Annotated in this window: 17 protein-coding genes and 1 tRNA gene; 12 read left to right on the top strand and 6 right to left on the bottom strand. The window is 62.8% G+C overall.

The window, feature by feature from the left end:
• Positions 1–8: 8 nt before the first annotated feature.
• The gene (locus tag A4H34_RS00715) at positions 9–1,010 is read right to left on the bottom strand and encodes a hypothetical protein (protein WP_064230736.1); all 1,002 of its coding nucleotides are present in this window, start codon (positions 1,008–1,010) and stop codon (positions 9–11) included.
• 668 nt (positions 1,011–1,678) lie between these two features.
• Here A4H34_RS00715 and A4H34_RS00720 point away from each other — a divergent pair.
• The 4 genes from A4H34_RS00720 (at position 1,679) to A4H34_RS00735 (ending at position 5,907) form a co-directional block, all read left to right on the top strand.
• Positions 1,679–2,299 carry a DUF47 domain-containing protein gene (locus tag A4H34_RS00720; protein ID WP_231870903.1) on the top strand — a complete coding sequence of 207 codons (621 nt, stop codon included), beginning with the start codon at positions 1,679–1,681 and terminating at the stop codon, positions 2,297–2,299.
• 3 nt (positions 2,300–2,302) lie between these two features.
• Entirely contained in the window at positions 2,303–3,316 is a 1,014-nt protein-coding gene (locus A4H34_RS00725; protein ID WP_064230738.1) for an inorganic phosphate transporter, read from the top strand.
• A gap of 423 nt (positions 3,317–3,739) precedes the next feature.
• Positions 3,740–4,462 carry a YgdI/YgdR family lipoprotein gene (locus A4H34_RS00730; protein ID WP_009198414.1) on the top strand — a complete coding sequence of 241 codons (723 nt, stop codon included), beginning with the start codon at positions 3,740–3,742 and terminating at the stop codon, positions 4,460–4,462.
• Between the two features lie 650 nt (positions 4,463–5,112).
• Complete coding sequence (locus A4H34_RS00735) at positions 5,113–5,907, top strand: hypothetical protein (RefSeq protein WP_231870904.1); 795 nt, start codon at positions 5,113–5,115, stop codon at positions 5,905–5,907.
• Between the two features lie 87 nt (positions 5,908–5,994).
• Here the strand turns inward: A4H34_RS00735 and A4H34_RS10795 are convergent, their stop codons facing one another.
• The 3 genes from A4H34_RS10795 to A4H34_RS00750 form a co-directional block, all read right to left on the bottom strand.
• Positions 5,995–7,767, bottom strand: a complete 1,773-nt coding sequence (locus A4H34_RS10795) for a hypothetical protein (RefSeq protein WP_064230740.1) — start codon at positions 7,765–7,767, stop codon at positions 5,995–5,997.
• Entirely contained in the window at positions 7,767–8,225 is a 459-nt protein-coding gene (locus A4H34_RS00745; RefSeq protein WP_064230741.1) for a hypothetical protein, read from the bottom strand. Before A4H34_RS00745 ends, A4H34_RS10795 begins: the two co-directional genes overlap by 1 nt.
• 948 nt (positions 8,226–9,173) lie before the next feature.
• Positions 9,174–9,785: a hypothetical protein gene (locus A4H34_RS00750; RefSeq protein WP_064230742.1), complete on the bottom strand. Its 612-nt coding sequence runs from the start codon at positions 9,783–9,785 to the stop codon at positions 9,174–9,176.
• Between the two features lie 775 nt (positions 9,786–10,560).
• On the opposite strand from A4H34_RS00750, the gene A4H34_RS00755 reads away from it, so the two are divergent.
• The 8 genes from A4H34_RS00755 (at position 10,561) to rbsK (ending at position 16,717) form a co-directional block, all read left to right on the top strand.
• Positions 10,561–11,622, top strand: a complete 1,062-nt coding sequence (locus A4H34_RS00755; protein ID WP_064230743.1) for a YeeE/YedE family protein — start codon at positions 10,561–10,563, stop codon at positions 11,620–11,622.
• A gap of 128 nt (positions 11,623–11,750) precedes the next feature.
• Positions 11,751–12,080 (top strand): sulfurtransferase TusA family protein, encoded by a 330-nt coding sequence (locus tag A4H34_RS00760; RefSeq protein ID WP_231870905.1) that lies wholly within the window; start codon positions 11,751–11,753, stop codon positions 12,078–12,080.
• A gap of 71 nt (positions 12,081–12,151) precedes the next feature.
• Positions 12,152–12,223: transfer RNA gene (locus tag A4H34_RS00765), tRNA-Lys, on the top strand.
• Between the two features lie 231 nt (positions 12,224–12,454).
• The gene (locus tag A4H34_RS00770; RefSeq protein ID WP_009198402.1) at positions 12,455–12,796 is read left to right on the top strand and encodes an S-adenosylmethionine decarboxylase family protein; all 342 of its coding nucleotides are present in this window, start codon (positions 12,455–12,457) and stop codon (positions 12,794–12,796) included.
• Positions 12,796–13,653, top strand: coding sequence for a hypothetical protein (locus A4H34_RS00775; protein ID WP_064230744.1), 858 nt, complete (start codon positions 12,796–12,798; stop codon positions 13,651–13,653). The genes A4H34_RS00770 and A4H34_RS00775 overlap by 1 nt, the downstream gene beginning before the upstream one ends.
• Before the next feature lie 89 nt (positions 13,654–13,742).
• Complete coding sequence (locus A4H34_RS00780) at positions 13,743–14,006, top strand: DUF350 domain-containing protein (RefSeq protein ID WP_009198400.1); 264 nt, start codon at positions 13,743–13,745, stop codon at positions 14,004–14,006.
• Entirely contained in the window at positions 14,006–15,532 is a 1,527-nt protein-coding gene (locus A4H34_RS00785; RefSeq protein WP_064230745.1) for a polyamine aminopropyltransferase, read from the top strand. Before A4H34_RS00780 ends, A4H34_RS00785 begins: the two co-directional genes overlap by 1 nt.
• Positions 15,533–15,757: 225 nt before the next feature.
• Positions 15,758–16,717 (top strand): ribokinase, encoded by a 960-nt coding sequence (rbsK, locus tag A4H34_RS00790; RefSeq protein WP_064230746.1) that lies wholly within the window; start codon positions 15,758–15,760, stop codon positions 16,715–16,717.
• 253 nt (positions 16,718–16,970) lie between these two features.
• On the opposite strand, the gene A4H34_RS00795 is transcribed toward rbsK, so the two are convergent.
• Entirely contained in the window at positions 16,971–17,429 is a 459-nt protein-coding gene (locus tag A4H34_RS00795; RefSeq protein WP_009198396.1) for a Dps family protein, read from the bottom strand.
• Positions 17,430–17,678: 249 nt separating this feature from the next.
• Positions 17,679–19,574, bottom strand: coding sequence for an alpha-amylase family protein (locus A4H34_RS00800; protein WP_009198395.1), 1,896 nt, complete (start codon positions 19,572–19,574; stop codon positions 17,679–17,681).

Consider the following 19,574-nt stretch of genomic DNA (forward strand, 5'->3'; position numbering starts at 1 on the left):
GTTCCAGGTTAGGAGACGGCGAAGCTGAGGGCATAAACGATGACGCCAAGAGCGCAATGGGGGACGACGGCGAGGGCGGCGGCGCCCGCCTTCGTCGGTGCGACACGGCTTCGGGCCGCGCCGTCGGCCAATCCGGAGGTCGCGCCGAAGGCGAGAGCCATCGCTGCCAGCCAGGCAAAGGACCGGGTTTCAAAGCCGAGGCCCGTCACGTACAGGTAGATCGCTCCGCCCGCGAAAGAGTAGAAGAAACTGCGGGCAATAAGCCTGGCGGGACTGCTCGACGCGTCGGAGGCGGAGGCGTATCGGCCGAGCCCGCCGATCAGCAGGCACATGCCCGCAAGGACCACCGCCCCTGCTTCGTAATTGCGCAGCAGCAGGGGCCAAAAGCCCGAGGCGACGATCAGGATCGACCCGAGGAAAGTCGCCGAAACGCTACCCAACAGATTCTCGCGACCGTCCTTTCGAAGCATTTCCGCCATGAAACAGAGGAAAATGGAGCCGGCGGCGACGAAGGCGAGGCTCTCATACCCGGCCGACGCCGCGAGCGCGGAGGCTGCGGCGACGAGCGAAAGGACTCCGCGGGCGAGCCTCGGGTTGCGAATCCGGGCCGCTTCAGGCCATCCGCCGACGACGACGGCCGCCAACCCCAGCATGACGACGATGCCCGGGATCGACGACGGCGCCACGAGAGCGTCGCCGTTGCACACGTCGAGGTCCACCGTCCCGCAGTTCCCATCGGGGCATTGGGCGGCGCACGGGCCTTTCTCGTAGACGACGGCGGCGATTATCCCCGCGGCGCCCAGCGCCACGGCCGCGCAAAATGACGTCACAAGCGCCGCCGCCTTGGGCGTGAAGGAAATCGACGGGCGCTTCGACGATGCGCCGCCCTCGCCCTCCCGGGAAACGGCCGACGCGCCGTCCCCCGCGATCCGAGCCTTCTTGGCGCGTTCAGCCGCGGCATAGGGGCTCGACGTTACAGTCGGTTCGTCGGGATTGCTCGAATCGCTCATACTTCGAATTCTTGCACGTTAAGGCGCGCAACGTGGAACCGCGCACGCCCTGCCGCCGAAACCACAACCCGGGCGGCGCGCGGGAGTCCGGGAGGCCCGATCACGTCCCGGCCCAACCGCCGAAAGCACGCGGGCAACGCGCGTCCAATCCGGACGCGCAAGAACGTGACACACCCTACATGACCGTGTTATGCTCGTTTCAGACATCGGATCGCGAAAGCCCCGGGCTCCAACTATTGCCGCTGCGAGCGGCCTTCGCGCCGACTGGCGCTCTCAGGTCCGGTGTCCTTCATGGAGAGGGCCGCTTCTATGCGGCCCTCTCTTAATTGGCTCTTTCTGCAATTGACGACGGAGGCATCCGAGACGATGCAGCCATCCCATTGTCGGCGCAGGCGCCCGCTTGCCGGTGTATGTTCCCGCTCGACGAGGCAACATCCGCGGGCTCGGGACTCCCAGGATTCGCCGTCGGGCCTCTCCGCGTCGCGACGCGCAGGCCACAGGCTCCGCACATAGAGTTTTTCCGACATGCCAAGCCTAAAACTCTCAAACACCCCAGCCCTTCCCACCGCATTGTCCGGTCGCATTAGTCAGCAGTCCCCAATGTGTCTTATTCTGAACATTGGACCGCGTCCATACGAATGCGGCACAGGAGAATTCAGGAGATCCCAGTGTCCCCAAAGTTCAAGAAGACCGACACGCTGTTTCAGCTGCTCGCAACTCAAGCTTCCTTCCTTGTGACGGCCGCCGACAGGCTCTCGGACGTCATCAACGCCTCTCCGGCGGACCGGTCGACGTTGCAGCAGAAGCTGCACGAAGCCGAGCAAGGCGCCGACGAAGCGTGCCATTCGGTCTTAAAGCTCGTCAACCAATCGTTTGTCCTCCCTTTTGACAGGGAGGATTTGTATTCGCTCGCAGACGATCTGGACGACGTCGTCGACCTCATTGACGAAGCCGGAGACAACATCGTCCTCTACAAGCCGCTGACGCTTCCCGACGGCGCGAAGACGCAGATTGAACTGTTGCAAAGATGCGCACAGCTGACCCAGAGCCACATCGGCAACCTCGCCTCGATCAACGAGAACATCCGCGAATACTGGGTGACTCTCAACGAAATCGAGAACCAGGGCGACAAGCTCTACCGGTCAATGATCGCCGAGCTTTTCAACGGCGGGACCGACGCCCTCGAAGTGCTCAAAATCAAGGCCGTTCTCGACGCCCTCGAGGGCGCCTTGGACGCCTTCGAAGACCTCTCATCGACGGTGGAGTCGATCGCCATAAAGGAGTCCTGACGCATGGAGGGCACCCTCGCTTTAGTTTCAATCATCGTTGTGGTCGCCCTGATCTTCGACTTCACCAACGGCTTCCACGACGCCGCCAACGCAATAGCCACCGCCGTCGCCACCCGTGCCCTGACTCCTAGGCGAGCCCTCGAAATGGCCGCGGTCATGAACTTCGTCGGATCGCTTCTGGGTCAAGAAGTGGCGAAGACGATCGGGGACGGAATCGTCGAGATTTCGCCCGACGCCGGAAAGGTCGGTCTCGTCCTGGTGTTGGGCTCCCTCATAGGCGCCATCGCATGGAACCTCGTCACGTGGTGGTTCGGCTTGCCGTCGTCGTCCTCCCACGCGCTCATCGGATCCCTCGCCGGGGCGGGCTTGGCCGTGTCTTTCGCGGTTCACTGGGGCGTCATCTTCGACAAGGTCATCGTCCCGATGATCGTCTCCCCCCTTGTCGGCTTCACGATCGCCTACGTGCTGATGAAGCTGTTGCTGATGGCGATGGCCAAGGCCGCCTACCGGAAGACCATGCGCGGGTTCCGCTACGCCCAACGCCTTTCCTCGGCGGCCATCGCGCTGGGCCACGGCCTCCAGGACGCGCAGAAGACGATGGGCGTCATCGTCATTGCGCTGACCGCGGGCGGCTACCACACGTCCACCAACGCGGACATTCCCCTGTGGGTCATTCTTTCAGCGGCGGCCGCGATCTCGCTCGGCACGTACTCGGGGGGAATGCGCATCATGAAGACTCTGGGGTCGAAGATCATCGACCTCGACCCAGCGCGAGGATTCGTCGCAGAGTCGGTTTCCGCCAGCGTTCTCTACACCACAGCGTTTCTCTGGCATGCACCCATCTCGACGACGCACACCGTCACCGCCTCGATCATGGGCGTGGGCGCGACGAAGCGGCGCTCGGCCGTGCGCTGGGGCATAGCCGGCAACATCGTCACCGCCTGGGTGCTGACCTTCCCCGCTGCGGGCTTGGTCGGCTTCGTGGCGACGTGGCTAATCCAGGCTGTGGCAGTTTAGCTCTGGCCCTGACCGGCCATTGCTGCCTCAACCCGACTGTTGCCGCCCTGGTCGGCTCTGATCTGCTGCGGCTGACTCTCCGCCGCTCTGACGTGCCGCTGCCGGCTCCGGCTCGACGCTGCTCGCACTGACTCGCAGTCGCTGGCATTGGCCGCTCTCGCTAACTCTGACTTACTACTGTCGCCAGGGCAGGCCGCCATCTCTTCGTCGGCCCCAGCCCCCACTGTTGACTCCCGCTCAACACCGCTCTGACGCTGGCCGACCACTGCTGGCTCTGCGGCCAGCGTTGGGGGCTTTACCCTGTTTTGGATCGGTGCTCCGACGAGCAAGCCCTTGGCGTTAGTCTGGTGTTTGTGCTGGCCGCTTGCAGGCTTGCCCGTGGATTTGGAACGCCTATCCTTTCTGGAGTTGAGGAGATTGAATATGGCCATCCTCAGAAGACGCTTTTCCCGTCTCGTCGTCTGCTTGGCTAGCATCGTCACTTTGCTTCTGACTGGATGCAAGATCGACGGAACGGTCGAATTCCAAGCCGACGGGAGAACGAAGATCGACCTGACCTTCGAGGACTCCGACGGCAAAATGACCAAAATCCATCAAACGTGCAAAAACTTTCGTGTCATGTTCCTAGGACAGGTTAAGTTTATAAGAAATCCAAAGGTAGAAGATGTCACGCCTCCAGGGGGATACACGACTTGCAGGGTGACTTCAAACGAACCCTTTGACGGAACGATACGTTTCACTGAAAATAAAGACACGTACTCCTTTGTCGTCCCAGACATGCATAACGACAATTACAGTAAATTTCAGACGCGGATTGTGGTGACGATGCCAGGGAAGGTCATCAAAGCCAGCAAGGGCAAGATCAGCGGCAATAAGGTCATCGTCAACAGCTTCGAATTCTTTGGTCGGGGCATTTCTATTACGGCACGAAAAGGACGAGGCGCTTCTGCTGACAAGTCTGCCGGTTCTTCGGGTGGGAGGTCTGGCGTGTCGTCGTCTTCGGTCTCTGGCGGGTTTCCTGTGTGGGGGTGGGTCGGCGTCGGCACAGGAGCCGTGGCCGTTGTCGTAGTTGTCGCTTCCATAGCCGGCCGCAAGAGACGCGCAGTGAGCGGGATTTCTGGGCGGGCCGCTGTCCCGCACCAGTAGGAGACACAACTGCACAGACCGCATAAGGAGACCCGCTGAGCTCTGTTTCTGTTGCTCGGCCGCGATTGCGGTCCCCCTTTTCCTGGATTCGAGAATGCTGCGTTTCGTCAAGGGCTTTATGTCTCGTCGCGGATACGTGCCTGGCAACCGAATCCACTTACAGGCAGGGGTCTCGCCCCGTGCTGTGGACACCGGCCCGACGACCCTGTCCCGCAGGACCTAGCCAACGCCTTTCCCCCCCCCGTGTTGTGGACACGAGGGGAGTACTAGGCTGCTTGATTTAGCAGTAGTTCTTTTCTCCTAGATTGTCAGGGGTCGCGGTCGCAGAATAAGTAGCGTGTGGATAGTGTGGCGGGCGATCCAGACAACGCGTGCCGCGGCAGGCTGGTGCGGGAGTGTCCCGTGTGGCTTTGTCGGGGCGAGGTTTCGCCGTGTCAGGGCAGCGCGGAATCGGCTCGGCCAGAGCATTGTCGACAGAGGATGAAAGGATTCCCATGGAATGAAACGGCCCCGAGAATTTTGCACAAGTCGACACACCTGGCGGAATGCGTAGACTGATCGGGACTTCGCCCTCATTTTTGGACGGTTCCTTCGCCAAGCGGTTCTAGGCGTTAGGGTGGTGTTTGCACGGTCGGCTTGCAGGCTTGCCCGTGGATTTGGAACGCCTGTTCTTTCTGGAGTTGAGGAGATTCTATATGGCCGTCCTCAGAAGACGCTTTTCCCGTCTCGTCGTCTGCTTAATCGGCGTCGTCGCTTTCCTTTTGACCGGATGCAAGATCGACGGAACGGTCGAATTCCAGGCCGACGGAAGCACGAAGATCGACCTGACCTTCGAAGACTCCGACGATACTTTGACCAACGCAGATAGCACATGTGAGGGTCTTAAAGTATCTTTCGAGACAAAAGTTAGAGTCATCAAAAATCCCAAGGTTGAGAACGTTACGGAACCTGGAGGCCACCTTAAATGCAGGGTAACGTCAAACGAACCCTTTGATGGAAAGATACGTTTTACAGAGAATAAAGACACTTACTCTTTTGTTGTTCCAGACATGCATGATAGCGATGATTACAGTGACTTTCAGACGCGGATTGTGGTGACGATGCCGGGGAAGGTCATCAAGGCCAGCAAGGGCAGGATCAGCGGGAACAAGGTCATCGTCGACAGCTTCGAATTCTTTGGTCGGGGCATTTCTATTACGGCGCGAAAAGGGCAAGGCACTTCTGTTGACAAGTCTGCCGGTTCTTCGGGTCGGAGGTCTGGTGTGTCGTCTTCAGTCTCTGGCGGGTTTCCCGTGTGGGGGTGGATCGGCGTCGGCACCGGAGCCGCGGTCGTTGTCGTAGTTGTTGCTTTCATAGCCGGACGCAAAAGACGCGCAGCAGCCGGGGCGGGGCCTGCGGTCCAGCAGGGGCTTCCCCTGCGGGGTCAGGGGCCGCGACCGCACTGACAACGGCACGGCCCGATCAACGCGGAACGGGTGGGTGTGGGCACCAGTTGGCTCCCACACCCGCCTGTTTGTTGTGTTGTTTGTGCCTTATCGGGGTTGGGCGTCGTTGTTTTCTTCGCGGTGTCCGGCTTCGAGGAAGGTCACGGTCTTGTCGTCCTCGTAGGGCGAGACCGATGGGGGTGCTTCACCGTCCCGGCGGCGTGCGTTCTTTTTGTCGGGTCTGCCGGTCAGGCTCGACAGGGCCCGCGAGGACGATCCGCTGCGAGCCTGGCGGGGGCCTGAACGCGGGGCATTGCCGGCCTCGGTCTGGCGGGGGCCGGACTGGGACAACCTGCCGGACGAGTTTTGCCCTCTGGAGGGGGCAGCGGTTCGTGTTGCGCCGCCACGGCCTGTTTGCCCAGTTGGCGTGCGTTCGACCGATGAGGCGCTGCGGGCGGCCAGTCCCCCACGCGAAGAAGAGCCCGCACCTCGCGAGGCGCCTGCCCCGCGAGACGAGTCGGCTCTTTGGGAGGAGCCAGTCCCGTTGGCGGTTGGGGTACGCCCGCCGGTCAGCACACGGGCCCCCGAGCCCCGGGCCGGGGCTCGCCCGCCGGACTGCCCGGCCGAGGCAGGCGAGGTCGTCTGGGTTCGTACGGCGGTGGTCGCACCGCGAACAATACTGGCCGAGCGGCCGGAGGCTGCCGGGGTGCGCACAGCTGTGGTCGCTCCACGAACGATCCCGGCGGAACGGCCAGAGGCTGTCGAGGCGGGGCGGGCGATCCCGGTGGCACCGCCCCGCACCGCACCGGCCGGGCGACCCGCCGACCCCGTTGGGGTGCGCACAGCCGTGGTTGCGCCGCGAATGATCCCCCGTGTCGACAGGGACGAAGAGGCCGAAGGAGCGGCTCCCGCCGCCCGGACGACAGAGGCACGCGCGGCGGGCGTCTGCACAGCGCGGGCCGCGCGTGCGGCTTGGTAAGCCTTGTAGCCGGCCACTCCCGCCCCTCCCGTGATCGCCACGGCCGAGGCCAGCGGGTTGTGCACCGCAGGCGAATGCCCAACCACGCCGGTGGGCGAACCCGACGAGCCCGACGACGCGATCGCACCGGAGGACGGCGGCGCGTAGTGCGAGGCCTGCAACGAGGCGCCCCCGCCACCCGGGCCGCTCGCAGAGCCACTGCCGCCTGAGGCACCGACACCTAGGGAGTCGTGGTGCCCAGCATGACGTCCGGGGCCGCCGAGGGAAGTGTCCACCGACGCTCCCCAAGCCGCAGCCGACCGCGTCGGCAACCCTGCCTTTGACCCCGCCGCAAGGTTGCGGCCGGCCTGCCCGCCGGCCGAAGAACGGCCGACATGGTCGACAGAGGCCTGGTCGTGCAGCGGAAGCCCGTCGATGGCAGCCAGGGTCCGCTCGTTGAGCTTGGACAACGACGTCTTCGCCAACGAATCAATCTTCGCATGCGCCGCCTGACGCTGAGCTCGAAGCCTTTCAGTCGCAACAGCGGCTTCGGGTGCAGGCATCGCGTTGGCGAACTTTTCCGCTCGATCAATCGTTTTGTTGAGCTTACTGAGTTTGGCTTGGATTTCGACGCTTTCGTTTCTGGCGTCGATTCCTGCGTTGAGGACGTCGGTGGAGGATTTGACGATCTGTTTGAGCGCATCGGCTTGGGTGAGCATCCGCCCGGCCAGCCGGTCAAGACTGGCGCAGGCCGCCCGCGCGGTGGCGCATTCGAGTCCAAGGTCGGCGGCGACCTCGCGGTTGCCCGTGGCGATCTGGGTCAAGGACTGGCTGACGGACGCCAAATGCCGGTGGGAATCCTCCAGGGCGCTCGTGCGCCAGGACTCCATCTTGTACAGCCGGTCGGCGTGCGGCGTGCCCATCACTTGCCTCCCCACTGCGAAAAGACGTCGACAAGGTTGCGGGCTTGCGCATAGGCCTCAACGAACTCCTGCATCTCCTGGGGGCGTCGGTAGGTGAACTTGCCGTCCAATGCCGCCAGACGCTCCAGGTACTTGGCCCGCTCGGCCTCGTTCACGCCCTCGAAGGAGGCGACCGCCTCCCGCAGCTGGCCGATGCAGTGCTTTTGCCCGCGCGAGACCGCCTGCAGCTCGCGCTCGGAGGCAAAGAGCGTCGTGTGCAGCGGAGCGTAGAACTGGTCAAGCTCGCCGACGCCGGCGCTGTTCTGCCCGCCGGGGGCCGGGGCCGAAGCCATTGCTCCTGTGGCCGCCTGAGCCCCCAGAGCAAACTCGTTCTGGGCCTTGTCGAATGCTTCGCCGTCCTTTTCCAGACGGCTGAGCCGCTGATCGAACTTGTCCCGATCAAGACGGAATTGAGACACGCATACCACCCTTCCCGTCAGACGAACGTCGTCTATCGAAGAACACGCCGACCGCCACCCATGCGGACGACGCCGACGGCCCGCAAGCCTCGGCCCTCGGGCCAACACGACCGGGCATGCACACCCAACCCGTCGCCTCCGCCAAGACCTACAACACCGTTAAGTCCTAACGTTAGCACCCCCGCCCGCCTTGCGCACCCCTTTTTCCACAACCCACCTTCGCGCATGTATGCCACAATGACATTTCGAGCGCGTAACCCCACAGAAAACGCCGTCATGGCCGACCCAAAACTCACACCCTCGCGACCAACCAAACATGACCACGCCCACCATGCCAAACATACGCAAACAGAGATAAAAGCGTCCACCAGCGATACAATTCTTAAAGTTCACATGAAACATACATCCAACGTCGATCGACAAGAATCAAAATTAAACCATTCTTTCCGAGATGTTTTGACGATATCAACAATGAATCGGGATCATCTTCCGCACCCTACGGAAGCCGCCGCAGGCAACCGCGCCTAGGAAGCATACGCCCGCCCGACAATGTCAGCACTCCACCGGCCAACTCCCGCGGGACCGAAGCATGGCAGCCGATTTGCAAGCCCAGGTTCACCGCGCCCCGCACGCCCAGTACGGCGCACATTGCGGTCAGCATTTCGACGCACACCCGAGCAGCACAATCTTTGCACCCGGGCGGCGCAATCTTCGTACCCAGTCAGTGCAACCTTTCGGACAGACCGTCGCTTCGGACAGACGGCCGTTTCGGCCGGACCGCCGTTTTAGAACAGCCCAGCGCATCCAGCGGCGTGCCATTTCGAACAACCCGCCGCTTCGAGCGGCTTGCCGCGGCAGGCCGCTCGGACAGATCGTCGTTTTCTGGCAGCCCGCCGTTTCGGCCGGCGCACCGCGCACTGCCTAGGCAAACACGCATCCGCCAGACGGCTACTCCAAGCGCCCCTCCCGGACCAGGCCGGCGGCGGCCTCGAACTCCCGGGCCGTGGAGGCGAAGGCGTCGCGCCGCCTCGTCACCTCGGTGGCGAGAGGGTCGGAGTCCTCCGCTATCCAAACGGACTCAACACCGCCGAGAGTCGCGGCGAAGCGGGCCGAACGGTCAAGCAACACGGCGAAATCGCCCTCGTAGGAGCCCGCAAGAACAAGGTCCCATTCTTGACGCAAAGCGCCCGGCTTGGGCAGGTCCGCCTCGGCGCCCTCCGCGGCGGCGGCTTTCGCAATCTCGTAGCGCCTGGCGACGTCGTCCTTGTCCCGGCGAATCCACTCGCGCAGAAGGTAACCGCGCCAGAGGATCCCCGGCAGGCTGTTTTCGGGCGAGCGGACCCAGGTTTCGGCGACCACGTCGACGCCTTCCTCGTCCACCAAGTCGAGGACGCGGGCGACGAGGGCCCGATCTCTCTCTCGGAAATGCGTCCCCATGGGCATGAGCGCCTGCGCCGAGGTATGCGCAAGCTCGGAGTTGTAGGCGACGTCGGCGTCGCCCTCGATCGCTTCTATCTGAGCGTCTTCCAATTGAGCAGGACGTCGCGGCTGTTTGTTCATCGATTTCCTCCTTCAAGGTGACACCTCTATTGTGACGTAAATTGCATCTCAAAGGGAACTCCCTTCGCCGCTTGATCGGTCGACATTTGCGTTCCCCGACAGCGACGGCATGCGACCGGCCCTTCCGCATCGGGCCGCTGCGTGGTAAGTTCATCGGGTACATTCCATCGAACACGGGGATTCAACATGACTTTCCTCCACATGCACCGCACGTACGCGACGAACCATTCCGCGCACGCCATGTGCTGTTCGATGCGTTCGCGAATGTGTTGATTTAGGCCGTTTGGATCCGGCTCGTCGGATCCGGCTCGCCGCGTTGACTCCGGCCTTGGTCTGCTGCTGCGCGCTTTGCCTCAACAGCATTCGTATGCGATGCAGCAACGCCGGAAGCTTCCCGCAGAGACCGTCGGCACCATTCGTTGAGATTCGGCGCTGCTCGTTGAGATCCGACACCAATCATTGAGATTCGGCACAGTCATTTCGATCTGGCACCTCTAGTCGATTCTGGGACCCCTGATTGAAATTTGAGACCCTCATTGACACTTGAGGCTCCTCGCTGATCTCAAAGGCATTCCATTGGAATCCGAGATCCTTCGACGAAATCCGAGACCGCCCCTCGAAATCTGGAACCGCCCATCGAGATCCGGAGCCGCTCACCGAGAGCCAAAGCAGCCCGCCGAGATTTGAAACCGCTCGCATGCATCTTGGCACTTTCGCGCCCGCATCCGCAGGCGTTTCAAACACAGCAATTTCAATCGCAACAAAAAGGAACACCATGTTATTGACCGGTTTTGCCCTCGGCATCGTCCTGGGCTTCGTCTTCCAACGCGGCCGTTTTTGCGTCACGGGCGCCTTCCGCGACGTGTGGCTGAGCAAGTCCACCAGATGGCTCACCGCGTTCCTCGTCGCCATCGCCGTCCAAGCGGTGCTCGTCCAGCTCATAACGTCCTTCGGGTGGATCGCCCCGAAGCCGGACCAGCTCGCGATCTGGGCGGTCACAAGCGGCTCGTTCGTTTTCGGGCTCGGCATCGTGCTCGCGGGCGGCTGCGCGACGGGAACGTACTACCGAAGCGGCGAAGGCCTCATCGGCTCATGGATTGCGCTGGGTTTGTACGCTTTCACGTCGGCGGCCATGAAGCGCGGCGTCGGGAAGGGAGTCACCGACACCCTCAAAGGCGCCACGCAAGAGGCCACCACGATCCACGAGACTTTCCACGTTTCCCCATGGGTCCCCACGGCGGCGCTCGCTCTGCTCGTCGGTTGGCTCGTCGTTCGCCAGACTCAGAACGCGCAGGCGCCTATCGCCGCTCTGCCTCCGCGAAAGACGGGAATCGCCCACGTGCTCTTCGAGAAGAGATGGAATCCCAATGCGACTGCGCTCGCAGTGGGCGTGCTCGCAGCGGTCGCCTACCCGCTTTCGGCGGCGACGGGGCGCAACGCCGGGCTCGGAATCACGACGCCGTCGGCAAACGTCGTTTCCTTCCTTGCGACCGGCGATTCGTCCTTCGCGGACTGGGGCGTGTGGTTCGTCCTCGGCATCATTCCCGGCTCATTCATCGCGGCAAAGGGCTCGGGCGAATTCCGGCTGAGGGCGCCCGACGCGAGAACCGCCGTCAGAGCCGTGTGGGGCGGAATCTTCATGGGGATCGGCGCCTCGATCGCCGGCGGCTGCACGATCGGCAACTCGCTGGTCCAGTCGGCGCTGTTCTCATGGCAAGGCTGGCTCGCGTTCCTCTTCACCTTCCTCGGCGTCGGCGCGGGCGCCAAGGCATTCGTGCAATCCCATCTGAGGGCCGACGCCGTCGCGAGGGAGGTCGCGCCGGTCCCCACCCGCTAGGCAGCGCCCCAAAGTGCGCATCTGAAGGGCGACGCCGGATCACGATCGACGCGCCGTCGCAGCCGGCGCTGCGCCCCATCGAAAATGTCCGTCACATCAGACACTCCATCATTAGCGAAAGGAAGAAAATGAACTTCATCAAGATCAAGAGCAGGCGCCCCGCGGCAGTCCCCGCAACGGCCAGCCAAAGCGGCGAAGGTCGCAGCGGGGAAGAGCGCGAGGAAGGAGATTCGAAGAAGTACGTGCTCGATACGATCGGTCAGGTGTGCCCGTTCCCGCTCGTAGAGGCCAAGCGCGCCATCGGCGGGCTCCGCTCGGGCGACGAACTGCAGATCGACTTCGACTGCACCCAGGCGACGGATTCGATACCCGCGTGGGCGTCCGCTGCGGGGCACGCGGTGACCGACTTCCGGCAGATCGACAAAGCCATTTGGACGATCACGCTTCGCAAGGCTTGACCGCCGGCACGCCCGCGGGTTGGCGGCTTGACGGGTTCGACGTCGGCCGCCTCAGGCTGTAGACTACTCGCGGGCCTGTAGCTCAATGGTAGAGCCGCGGACTTTTAATCCGTTTGTTGTGGGTTCGAGTCCCACCGGGCCTACTCGCGGGGCGGGGCCGATCGGCCCCGCCCCTTTCATTCGCGGGCTTGCGTCTGCCGGTTTGCGTGCCCTCGCTTTTCGCCCCTCGTTCTTCGCCCCTCGCCTTTCGCCCCTCGCTTTTCGAGTCTCCGTTTTTCGCTCCCCGCTTTTCGAACCGCCTTTGGATCCCTCGCCCCAGTCCGACCGCCGGACGAGGATTCCTTCGCCATGGTTTGTTAAGTAGAATTGCCAGCATGTTCACGTACCAGTCCCTGGTTTTCAAAGTTCACGGGGCGTCCCACGATCTGCTCAACGCGCGCGCAACGGTGGAAAACACGCTCAGATCGATAGCCAGGCAGGCTGGTCTTCACGTCGTCGACTCGGTCACCCATCTGTTCTCCCCTCAAGGCATAAGCGCCGCGCTGCTCCTGTCCGAATCCCACGTTGCCATGCACACATGGCCGGAAGAGGGCGGCGGCTACATCACCCTCACCACATGCAAACCTGTGGACGAGCAGAACGTCGAACGAATAGAAGAAGCGATTCGGACGGCGTTTCACGCAATGAAAGTCACTAGGAAAACGGTGGATGTCTAATGTCGAAGAAAAGAGTGCGGCTGAGCCTCAATGAGAAACTGACTGGTTCACAGGGCACTTACACGGTAAGAGGAAACCTGAGTCTGAGAACGTGGGATCGCGAGGACAATCGCTACTACGACTGGGAAGAGTGGGAACTGATCTCTTTCAACAAGGGCAACGTCTGGCTCGAATGCGACCACTACAATCGCGAGGTCTCCCTTTACGAGCCCATCGGCATGCCCGAGGAGCTCCCCAATCCCGAGACGCTCACCGTCGGCGAGCGGATTCGCATCACTCTCCCCGACGGTTCCAGCGTTCGGGCGAAGGTCGAAGAGGCGGCCGTCGGCGAAATCACCGCTTCGGAAGGGACGACGCGCTACGACGCCCACGCGGGTGACAAGATCGCTTACGCGGTGCTCAGATACCACGACGACGACGGCGTCATGAGGCAACTGAACATTGAAACGTACAACGGCGCCGAGCTTGCCTGCTACACGAAAACCATCCTGAGCGAGGAGAGCCAAACTCTCCTTTTCGGCAAGAGGCTCCTTCCGCGCTCGGGCAAGTACCCCGGCATGCTTGGCGTCGTCGCTATGATCCTCGCGGTCATAGCCGTCGTCGTCATCGTCAGCTTCATCGCATCGAAGGCGACCGAGGACGAAACTGAAGGCACTTACGACAACCCTGAGACCGGCACCGAGAACACCTACGACCCAGACGGCGGCTACTATCCCTATCATCGTCCTGTCTACAGGCCAAGGTACAGCAACGGCGGCGGATACCGCCCTGTCTACAGGCCCAGGTACGGCAACGACGGCGGCGGATACCGCCCGCGCAGCGTCTACGGCGGGGGCGGAGGCGGCATAGGGAAATAATTCGCCGGCCTCTTTTCACACCCGATCCTTAACATCCGTCTGCAGCCTCTTTTACGCACCCGCAGCCTATCGCACACGAAAGGAAAACCATGTTCTCATCCACGATCCTCGCAGACGCCGTGGTGCACGACGTCGATACCTTCGGATTCGGCTGGGCCTCGATACTGAGCACGATCCTCTACGCCGTTCTCGGCTTCGCGCTGCTCATTCTCTTCGCGGTCGTCACCAATTTGCTGTTCAAACTCGACATTCGCAAGGAGCTCGTCAAGGACGACAACGTGGGAATGGGAGTGGCGATCGCGGGGCTGGCCATAGCCACTGCGATCATCATCGCGGGGACGATCAGCAGCTGATGCCCAACTCGAAGACGTCCCGCGCGGAGAACACCACCCTCTTCGCGGCCGCGTTGCTCGTCGCCATAGGCGGTTTGGTATACGAGCTGATCCTCGGGACGACGGCGTCGTACCTCATCGGCGACTCGATCACCAGCTTCAGCCTCGCGACGGGCATCACCCTCTTCGGGATGGGCATCGGCTCGCTGCTGGTCAAATACATCCACTGGCGGCCCTCCACCAGTTTCGCGGTCAACGAGATCGCCCTGGGTTTCATCGGCGGAAATTCGGTCCTCATCCTCCACCTGGCTTTCACGTTCACCAAGCTGCACTGGGTCGCCTTTTCCGCCATAAGCCTGGTGATCGGCGTCCTCATCGGCCTGGAAATCCCCCTGTTGGTGAAGATGTTCGCCGCCTTCGGCCGAAAGTCGTCGGTTGAACTGCTGAGCAAGGTGCTGGCCATCGACTACTTCGGAGCTCTTGTGGCTTCGCTCGTCTTTCCCCTGCTTTTGCTTCCCCAGCTGGGGCTCATGCGCAGCGCTTACCTCGTGGCCGCCCTCAACATCGCCGTCGCCGTCGCCATCCTTTTCAGGCTGAAGAGCTCAAAGAGGCTTCTCGCCTCGAGCATCGCCGTCGCCGTCGCGCTTCTGGGGATGTTCGCCGGCGCAAGCTACTTCGAGAAGGCGATCGACGCCGAGGCCTACCGCGACCCCGTCCTCGTTTACGAACAGTCTCCCTACCAGAAGATCGTTGTCACGAAATACGGCGAGGACCTGCGCCTCTACCTCAATCGCCAGCTGCAGTTTTCCAGCCTCGACGAGGTCCGCTACCACGAGACCTTGGCAGCCAGCGCCCTGACATCCGTCAAGGACCCGCGCAACGTCCTCGTGCTCGGCGGGGGCGACGGGCTTTTGGCTCGCGAGCTTCTCAAATACCCCGGCGTCAGGCGGGTGACCGTCGTCGACATCGACGCGAAAGTGACGGACCTTGCGAGAAACAATCGTCTGCTCAAGGAAGTCAACAAAGGGTCGCTGAGCGATCCGCGCGTCAAGGTGGTCAACGCCGACGCCTTTCGCTTCGTCGACGACGCGAAAGGCACGTACGACGCCATTCTCATCGACCTCGTCGACCCCTCGAACGAGCGGATGGCCAAGCTTTACTCGAAGCAGTTTTACCGAAACGTCTCCGAAAGGCTGAGTCCAAAGGGGGTCATGGTCACCCAGGCGACGTCGTCCTTCTTCAGCCCGCACGCATTCCACATCGTGGCCAACACGGTCCGCGCGGGCCAATCCGGATACGCCGTCTTCCCCTTCTCGCACAACATCCCCTCTTTCGGCGAATGGGGATTCGTCCTCTCGACGAAGAATCCGAGCGCGCTCCTCAAGCAGCCGCTGGCTCCGGGCACGTCCTATCAGAACAAGGAACTGCTTGCCTTCATGATCCGCACGCAGCCGCCGAAAGTACCGCACACCGAAGTTTCGACTCTGCTCGAACCGCGGATCATCGACGCCTACGAGTCCGACATGCGGCAATGGCGCTACTACTGACCTTCGGGTTGGGAAGCTTCTCTAAGACCCGTTCGGCTAGACTTTTGTCGAAAGCGGCGACGACGGCGCTCCTCCAGAGAGGCCGCGTCCGAGATCGCAGCTGCGCGACGGCTATCGGGTCTGCGGCGATTCCCCAATGCAAGCGACGCGGCAGGCCGCCGGCACACTAGCGCCGTCGCGCCTAAACGCACTCAAGCGCTGCAGCGTCTAAACGACAGGAGAAACATGGACATCGCGGTCATCGGCTCGAACAACGTCGATCTCATCACCTACATCAACCGAATGCCTCGCGAGGGCGAGACCCTCGAAGCGCCGAAGTTCCAGATGGGATGCGGAGGGAAAGGCGCAAACCAGGCGATCGCGGCCGCACGGCTCGGTTCGCGCGTGCTCATGCTCACCAGAGTCGGCAACGACGTGTTCGCGGAGAACACCGTCGCGAACTTCGCCGCAAACGGCGTGGACACCGCGCACGTGCTGAGAACCGAAGCGTCCTCCGGCGTCGCGCCGATCTTCGTGGACCCCGAAGGGCGCAACTCGATCCTCATCGTCAAGGGTGCCAACGGCCTCCTTTCGCCCGAGGACGTCGCCGACGCCGCCGAGGATCTCGCCAAAACCAAGCTCATCGTGCTCCAGCTCGAAATTCCGCTCGAAACGGTCTACGCGGCGATCGAATTCGGCAACGCCCGGGGGATACCGGTTCTCCTCAACCCCGCCCCAGCGCATCCCGAGCTGGACCTCGACCGCATCAAGGGGTGCGACTACTTCATGCCGAACGAGTCGGAGCTGGCGCTGCTGACCGGCATGCCGGTGGAAAACCCCGAACAGGCGGAGGAGGCGGCGCGCAGCCTGCTCGACGCCGGAATCCGCAACATCGTGGTCACGCTGGGCTCGCGCGGAGCCCTGTGGATTAACAAATCGCAGACGAAACGCATTCCCGCCGCCCCCGTCGCCGCCGTCGACACCACGGGCGCCGGCGACGCTTTCATCGGCTGCTTCAGCCACTGCCTCGTCACCGGCGACGATCTCAGCGGGGGTTCGGCAATCTTCGACCGCGATCTGGAGGCCCCCGGCGACGTCGAATCGGCCCTGAACGCCGCGTGCCGTTACGCGGCCGACTCCGTGACGAGGCTGGGAACCCAAACCTCGTATGCCACCCGCGAAGAATTCACGGCAAAAGCTCACTGACCGGCGTTGAGGCGCGATCACGTTAAACGAGTGCGCGCACAAACCGAAACGCACGTTAAACGCACGCATTGAAAGGCCGGGGGCGAGGTGCCCCCGGCCTTGCGGATCCTCCGGCGAGAACCGACGCCTCGCCGAACGAAAGAGCGCAAACAGTGCGATTGTGCGCCCCGGTCTCTGCGTCCTAGCGGACTTTGCGCCGTCGCGGAACTGCCTCGCCGATCGCAGCGCGTCAGCCGGTCCGCCCCACGGCAGTTCAGCCGTTGGCGGCGGCCGACCTCAGCATCCAGGCCTGCTTCTCCAGCCCCGTGGCGATGCCGATGAGCATATCGTTGCTCAGGTGGTCGACGTCGTCGACCGGGTCCAAAGTGGCCTTGATTCGGTCGGAAACCGTCATGAGCAGTTCCTCGAACTGCGAGTAGACCTCGTCCACGCTGAGATAGCTGGCGTCGAACTGCTTGAGGCCCGAGGCGGCGGCGACGGTCGCGGCGCGGGCGTCGGGAACTCCGCCGAGGGCGGCAAGGCGCTCGGCGACGTCGTCGGAAGCCACACGGACTTCGTCGACGATCTCGTCAAGCTGCAAGTGCAGCGCGCGAAAACGCGAGCCCTTGATGTTCCAGTGCGCCTGCTTGCCCAGCAGGCTGAGGTCGGTCAAATCGACGAGGGCCTGCTGAAGCGCCTTCTCGACGACGGGAGAAAGCTGCTGGTTAGTCATATTCGCTCCTCTTTCCGCGAGCGCAGGGGTCGCGCCCGCTTCTCAAACTTGAATAGTTCTAGTTTATTCTTGTTCGGTGGTTGAGTCCACCACGACACCAGGCTATCGCGTCACACCGACGCCATTTGGAGGCCGGGGCGCTCCCGCATCAGGCCGCATTCCTGCCGCGCCTCTGCACCTCGGCGGCGTTCGCCTGCCGCGTTGGCCCGCCGCATTTCAGCAACCTTCGCCCGCCGGCGGAGAACCGGCCTACAGATCCGCGATCTCCGCCGAGACGAACCAAGCGGCCTGGTACGGCGCAAAATCAATGCGCGGAAGCCGCAGATCCCAGGAATACCCGCCCAGGAGCTCTCGGGCGTCGAAGCCCAGCCGCCGGGCGAGGACGTCGTGGCGCAGCGCCACAGTCTCGCCTGTGAAGTTGTAGACCTGAACCATCGTCCCCAAGGGGTGGTCCCTTTCGAGGACCAGGAGGCGATGCTCCGGGCTTTCCACCGGGATCGAGGGAACCGAGGCGTGCAGCTGAGTGGTGGCCGCACGCACAGCCAAGATGTGGCGCAACGCGGCGTTGACGCGCCCCGCCGGGCTCTCGACGTCGGTTTCCACTCGCTTGGCGAGATCCCAATCCATGAACGGCCGGTGCGCCCACCTGTTGTCTTCGGCGTGCGCTGGGTCATCGACGTAGGACATGTCGTTGAACAGGCCCAGTTCGTCGCCCATATACAGCAGAGGGACGCCGCCGTATCCGCACACCGCGGCGTACATCAGCGCGATCCGTTTGACTGCCAGGTCGATCGCCTCGGCGTCGTTCTCCTCGACGGCTTTCTCCAGCCCGGCCAGGCTCGCGCACGAACCCGAGATACGGCGATCGCCCGTCACCGGGTTTTCTTGGAACACCAGCCCCCGGGAGAAGGATCCCGGATATCGCCCGGAATAGAAGTCCGAGAGGTAGGCACGGTGGCCGAATCCCGTCACGCCGACCATCTCGGCGTCGTGGTCGGAGATCGCCCACCCGATGTCGTCGTGGCACCTGACGTAGGTGGCCCACGTCGCCGTCGTCGGCTTGTTCGGCATCTCGGAGAGGGCCACCTGGGCCATCTCCGCCCCGCCCGTGGCAATCGAGTTCCACAGCTGGACCATGAGCTCATTGTGATAAGCCATGTCCGAGACCAAACCGTGGTGCTGACGCACGCCGAGGTAGGGCATGAGATCCTCGGGCGCGACGATGGCCTCGGCCTTGAACGCCACGGCCGGGGCGGCCACACGCAGGCACCCTCGAAGCACCTGCGTCACATCGTGGACTTCCGGCTGATTTTGACAGTTGGTTCCGAGCCTCTTCCAGATGAACGCGATCGCGTCCAGGCGGAAGACGTCCACCCCCTTGTTCGCCAGCCAGCAGATGAGCTCGACGAACTCGTAGAGCACCTCGGGGTTGGCCCAGTTGAGGTCCCACTGGTACTCGTTGAAGGTGGTCCACACCCACGCGTTCGCCGCGTCGTTCCAGGTGAAGTTGCCGGGGGCAAAATCCGGGAAGATCTCCGGGAGCGTCTTCTCGAACTCGTCGGGCATCTTCCGATCGGGGAACAGGAGGAAGTAGTCCCGATACTTCGGATCCCCCTCCCTGGCCTTTTCCGCCCATTCGTGTTCCTTGGCGACGTGGTTGAGAACGAGGTCCATCTCGAGGGAGATCCCGTTCTCCCTCAGGGTGGCCGTGAGGGCTTCCAGGTCGTCCATCGTCCCCAGATCGGGTCTGACTTGGCGGTAGTCCTGGACCGCGTACCCGCCGTCGTTCGCGCCTTCCCGGGGCTTGAGGAACGGCATGACGTGGAGGTAAGTCACCCCCAGCCCTTTGAGGTAGTCGACGTGCTCCGCAATGCCTCGAAGGCTCCCCGCGAACCGGTCCGCGTAGGCGACGTAGCCGATCATCTCAGGCTGTTGCAGCCAGTCGGGGCGCAGGATGCGCTCCTCGTCCAGCTCCCGGAGCTCAGCCGGGCGCTCCGCCATCGCGTCCTTTATGATCTTGGCCAGCCTGGTCTCGACCTCCGTCTCCCGCCCCGGATACACCTTGGCCAAAGCGGTGCGGATCTGCGGCGCGTAGCGCTTCCATCGTAGATTGAAGTCGCGCTCCGTTTCCGCGTCGAGAGGCAT

The organism is Peptidiphaga gingivicola (assembly GCF_001652275.1).
Lineage (GTDB): Bacteria > Actinomycetota > Actinomycetes > Actinomycetales > Actinomycetaceae > Peptidiphaga > Peptidiphaga gingivicola.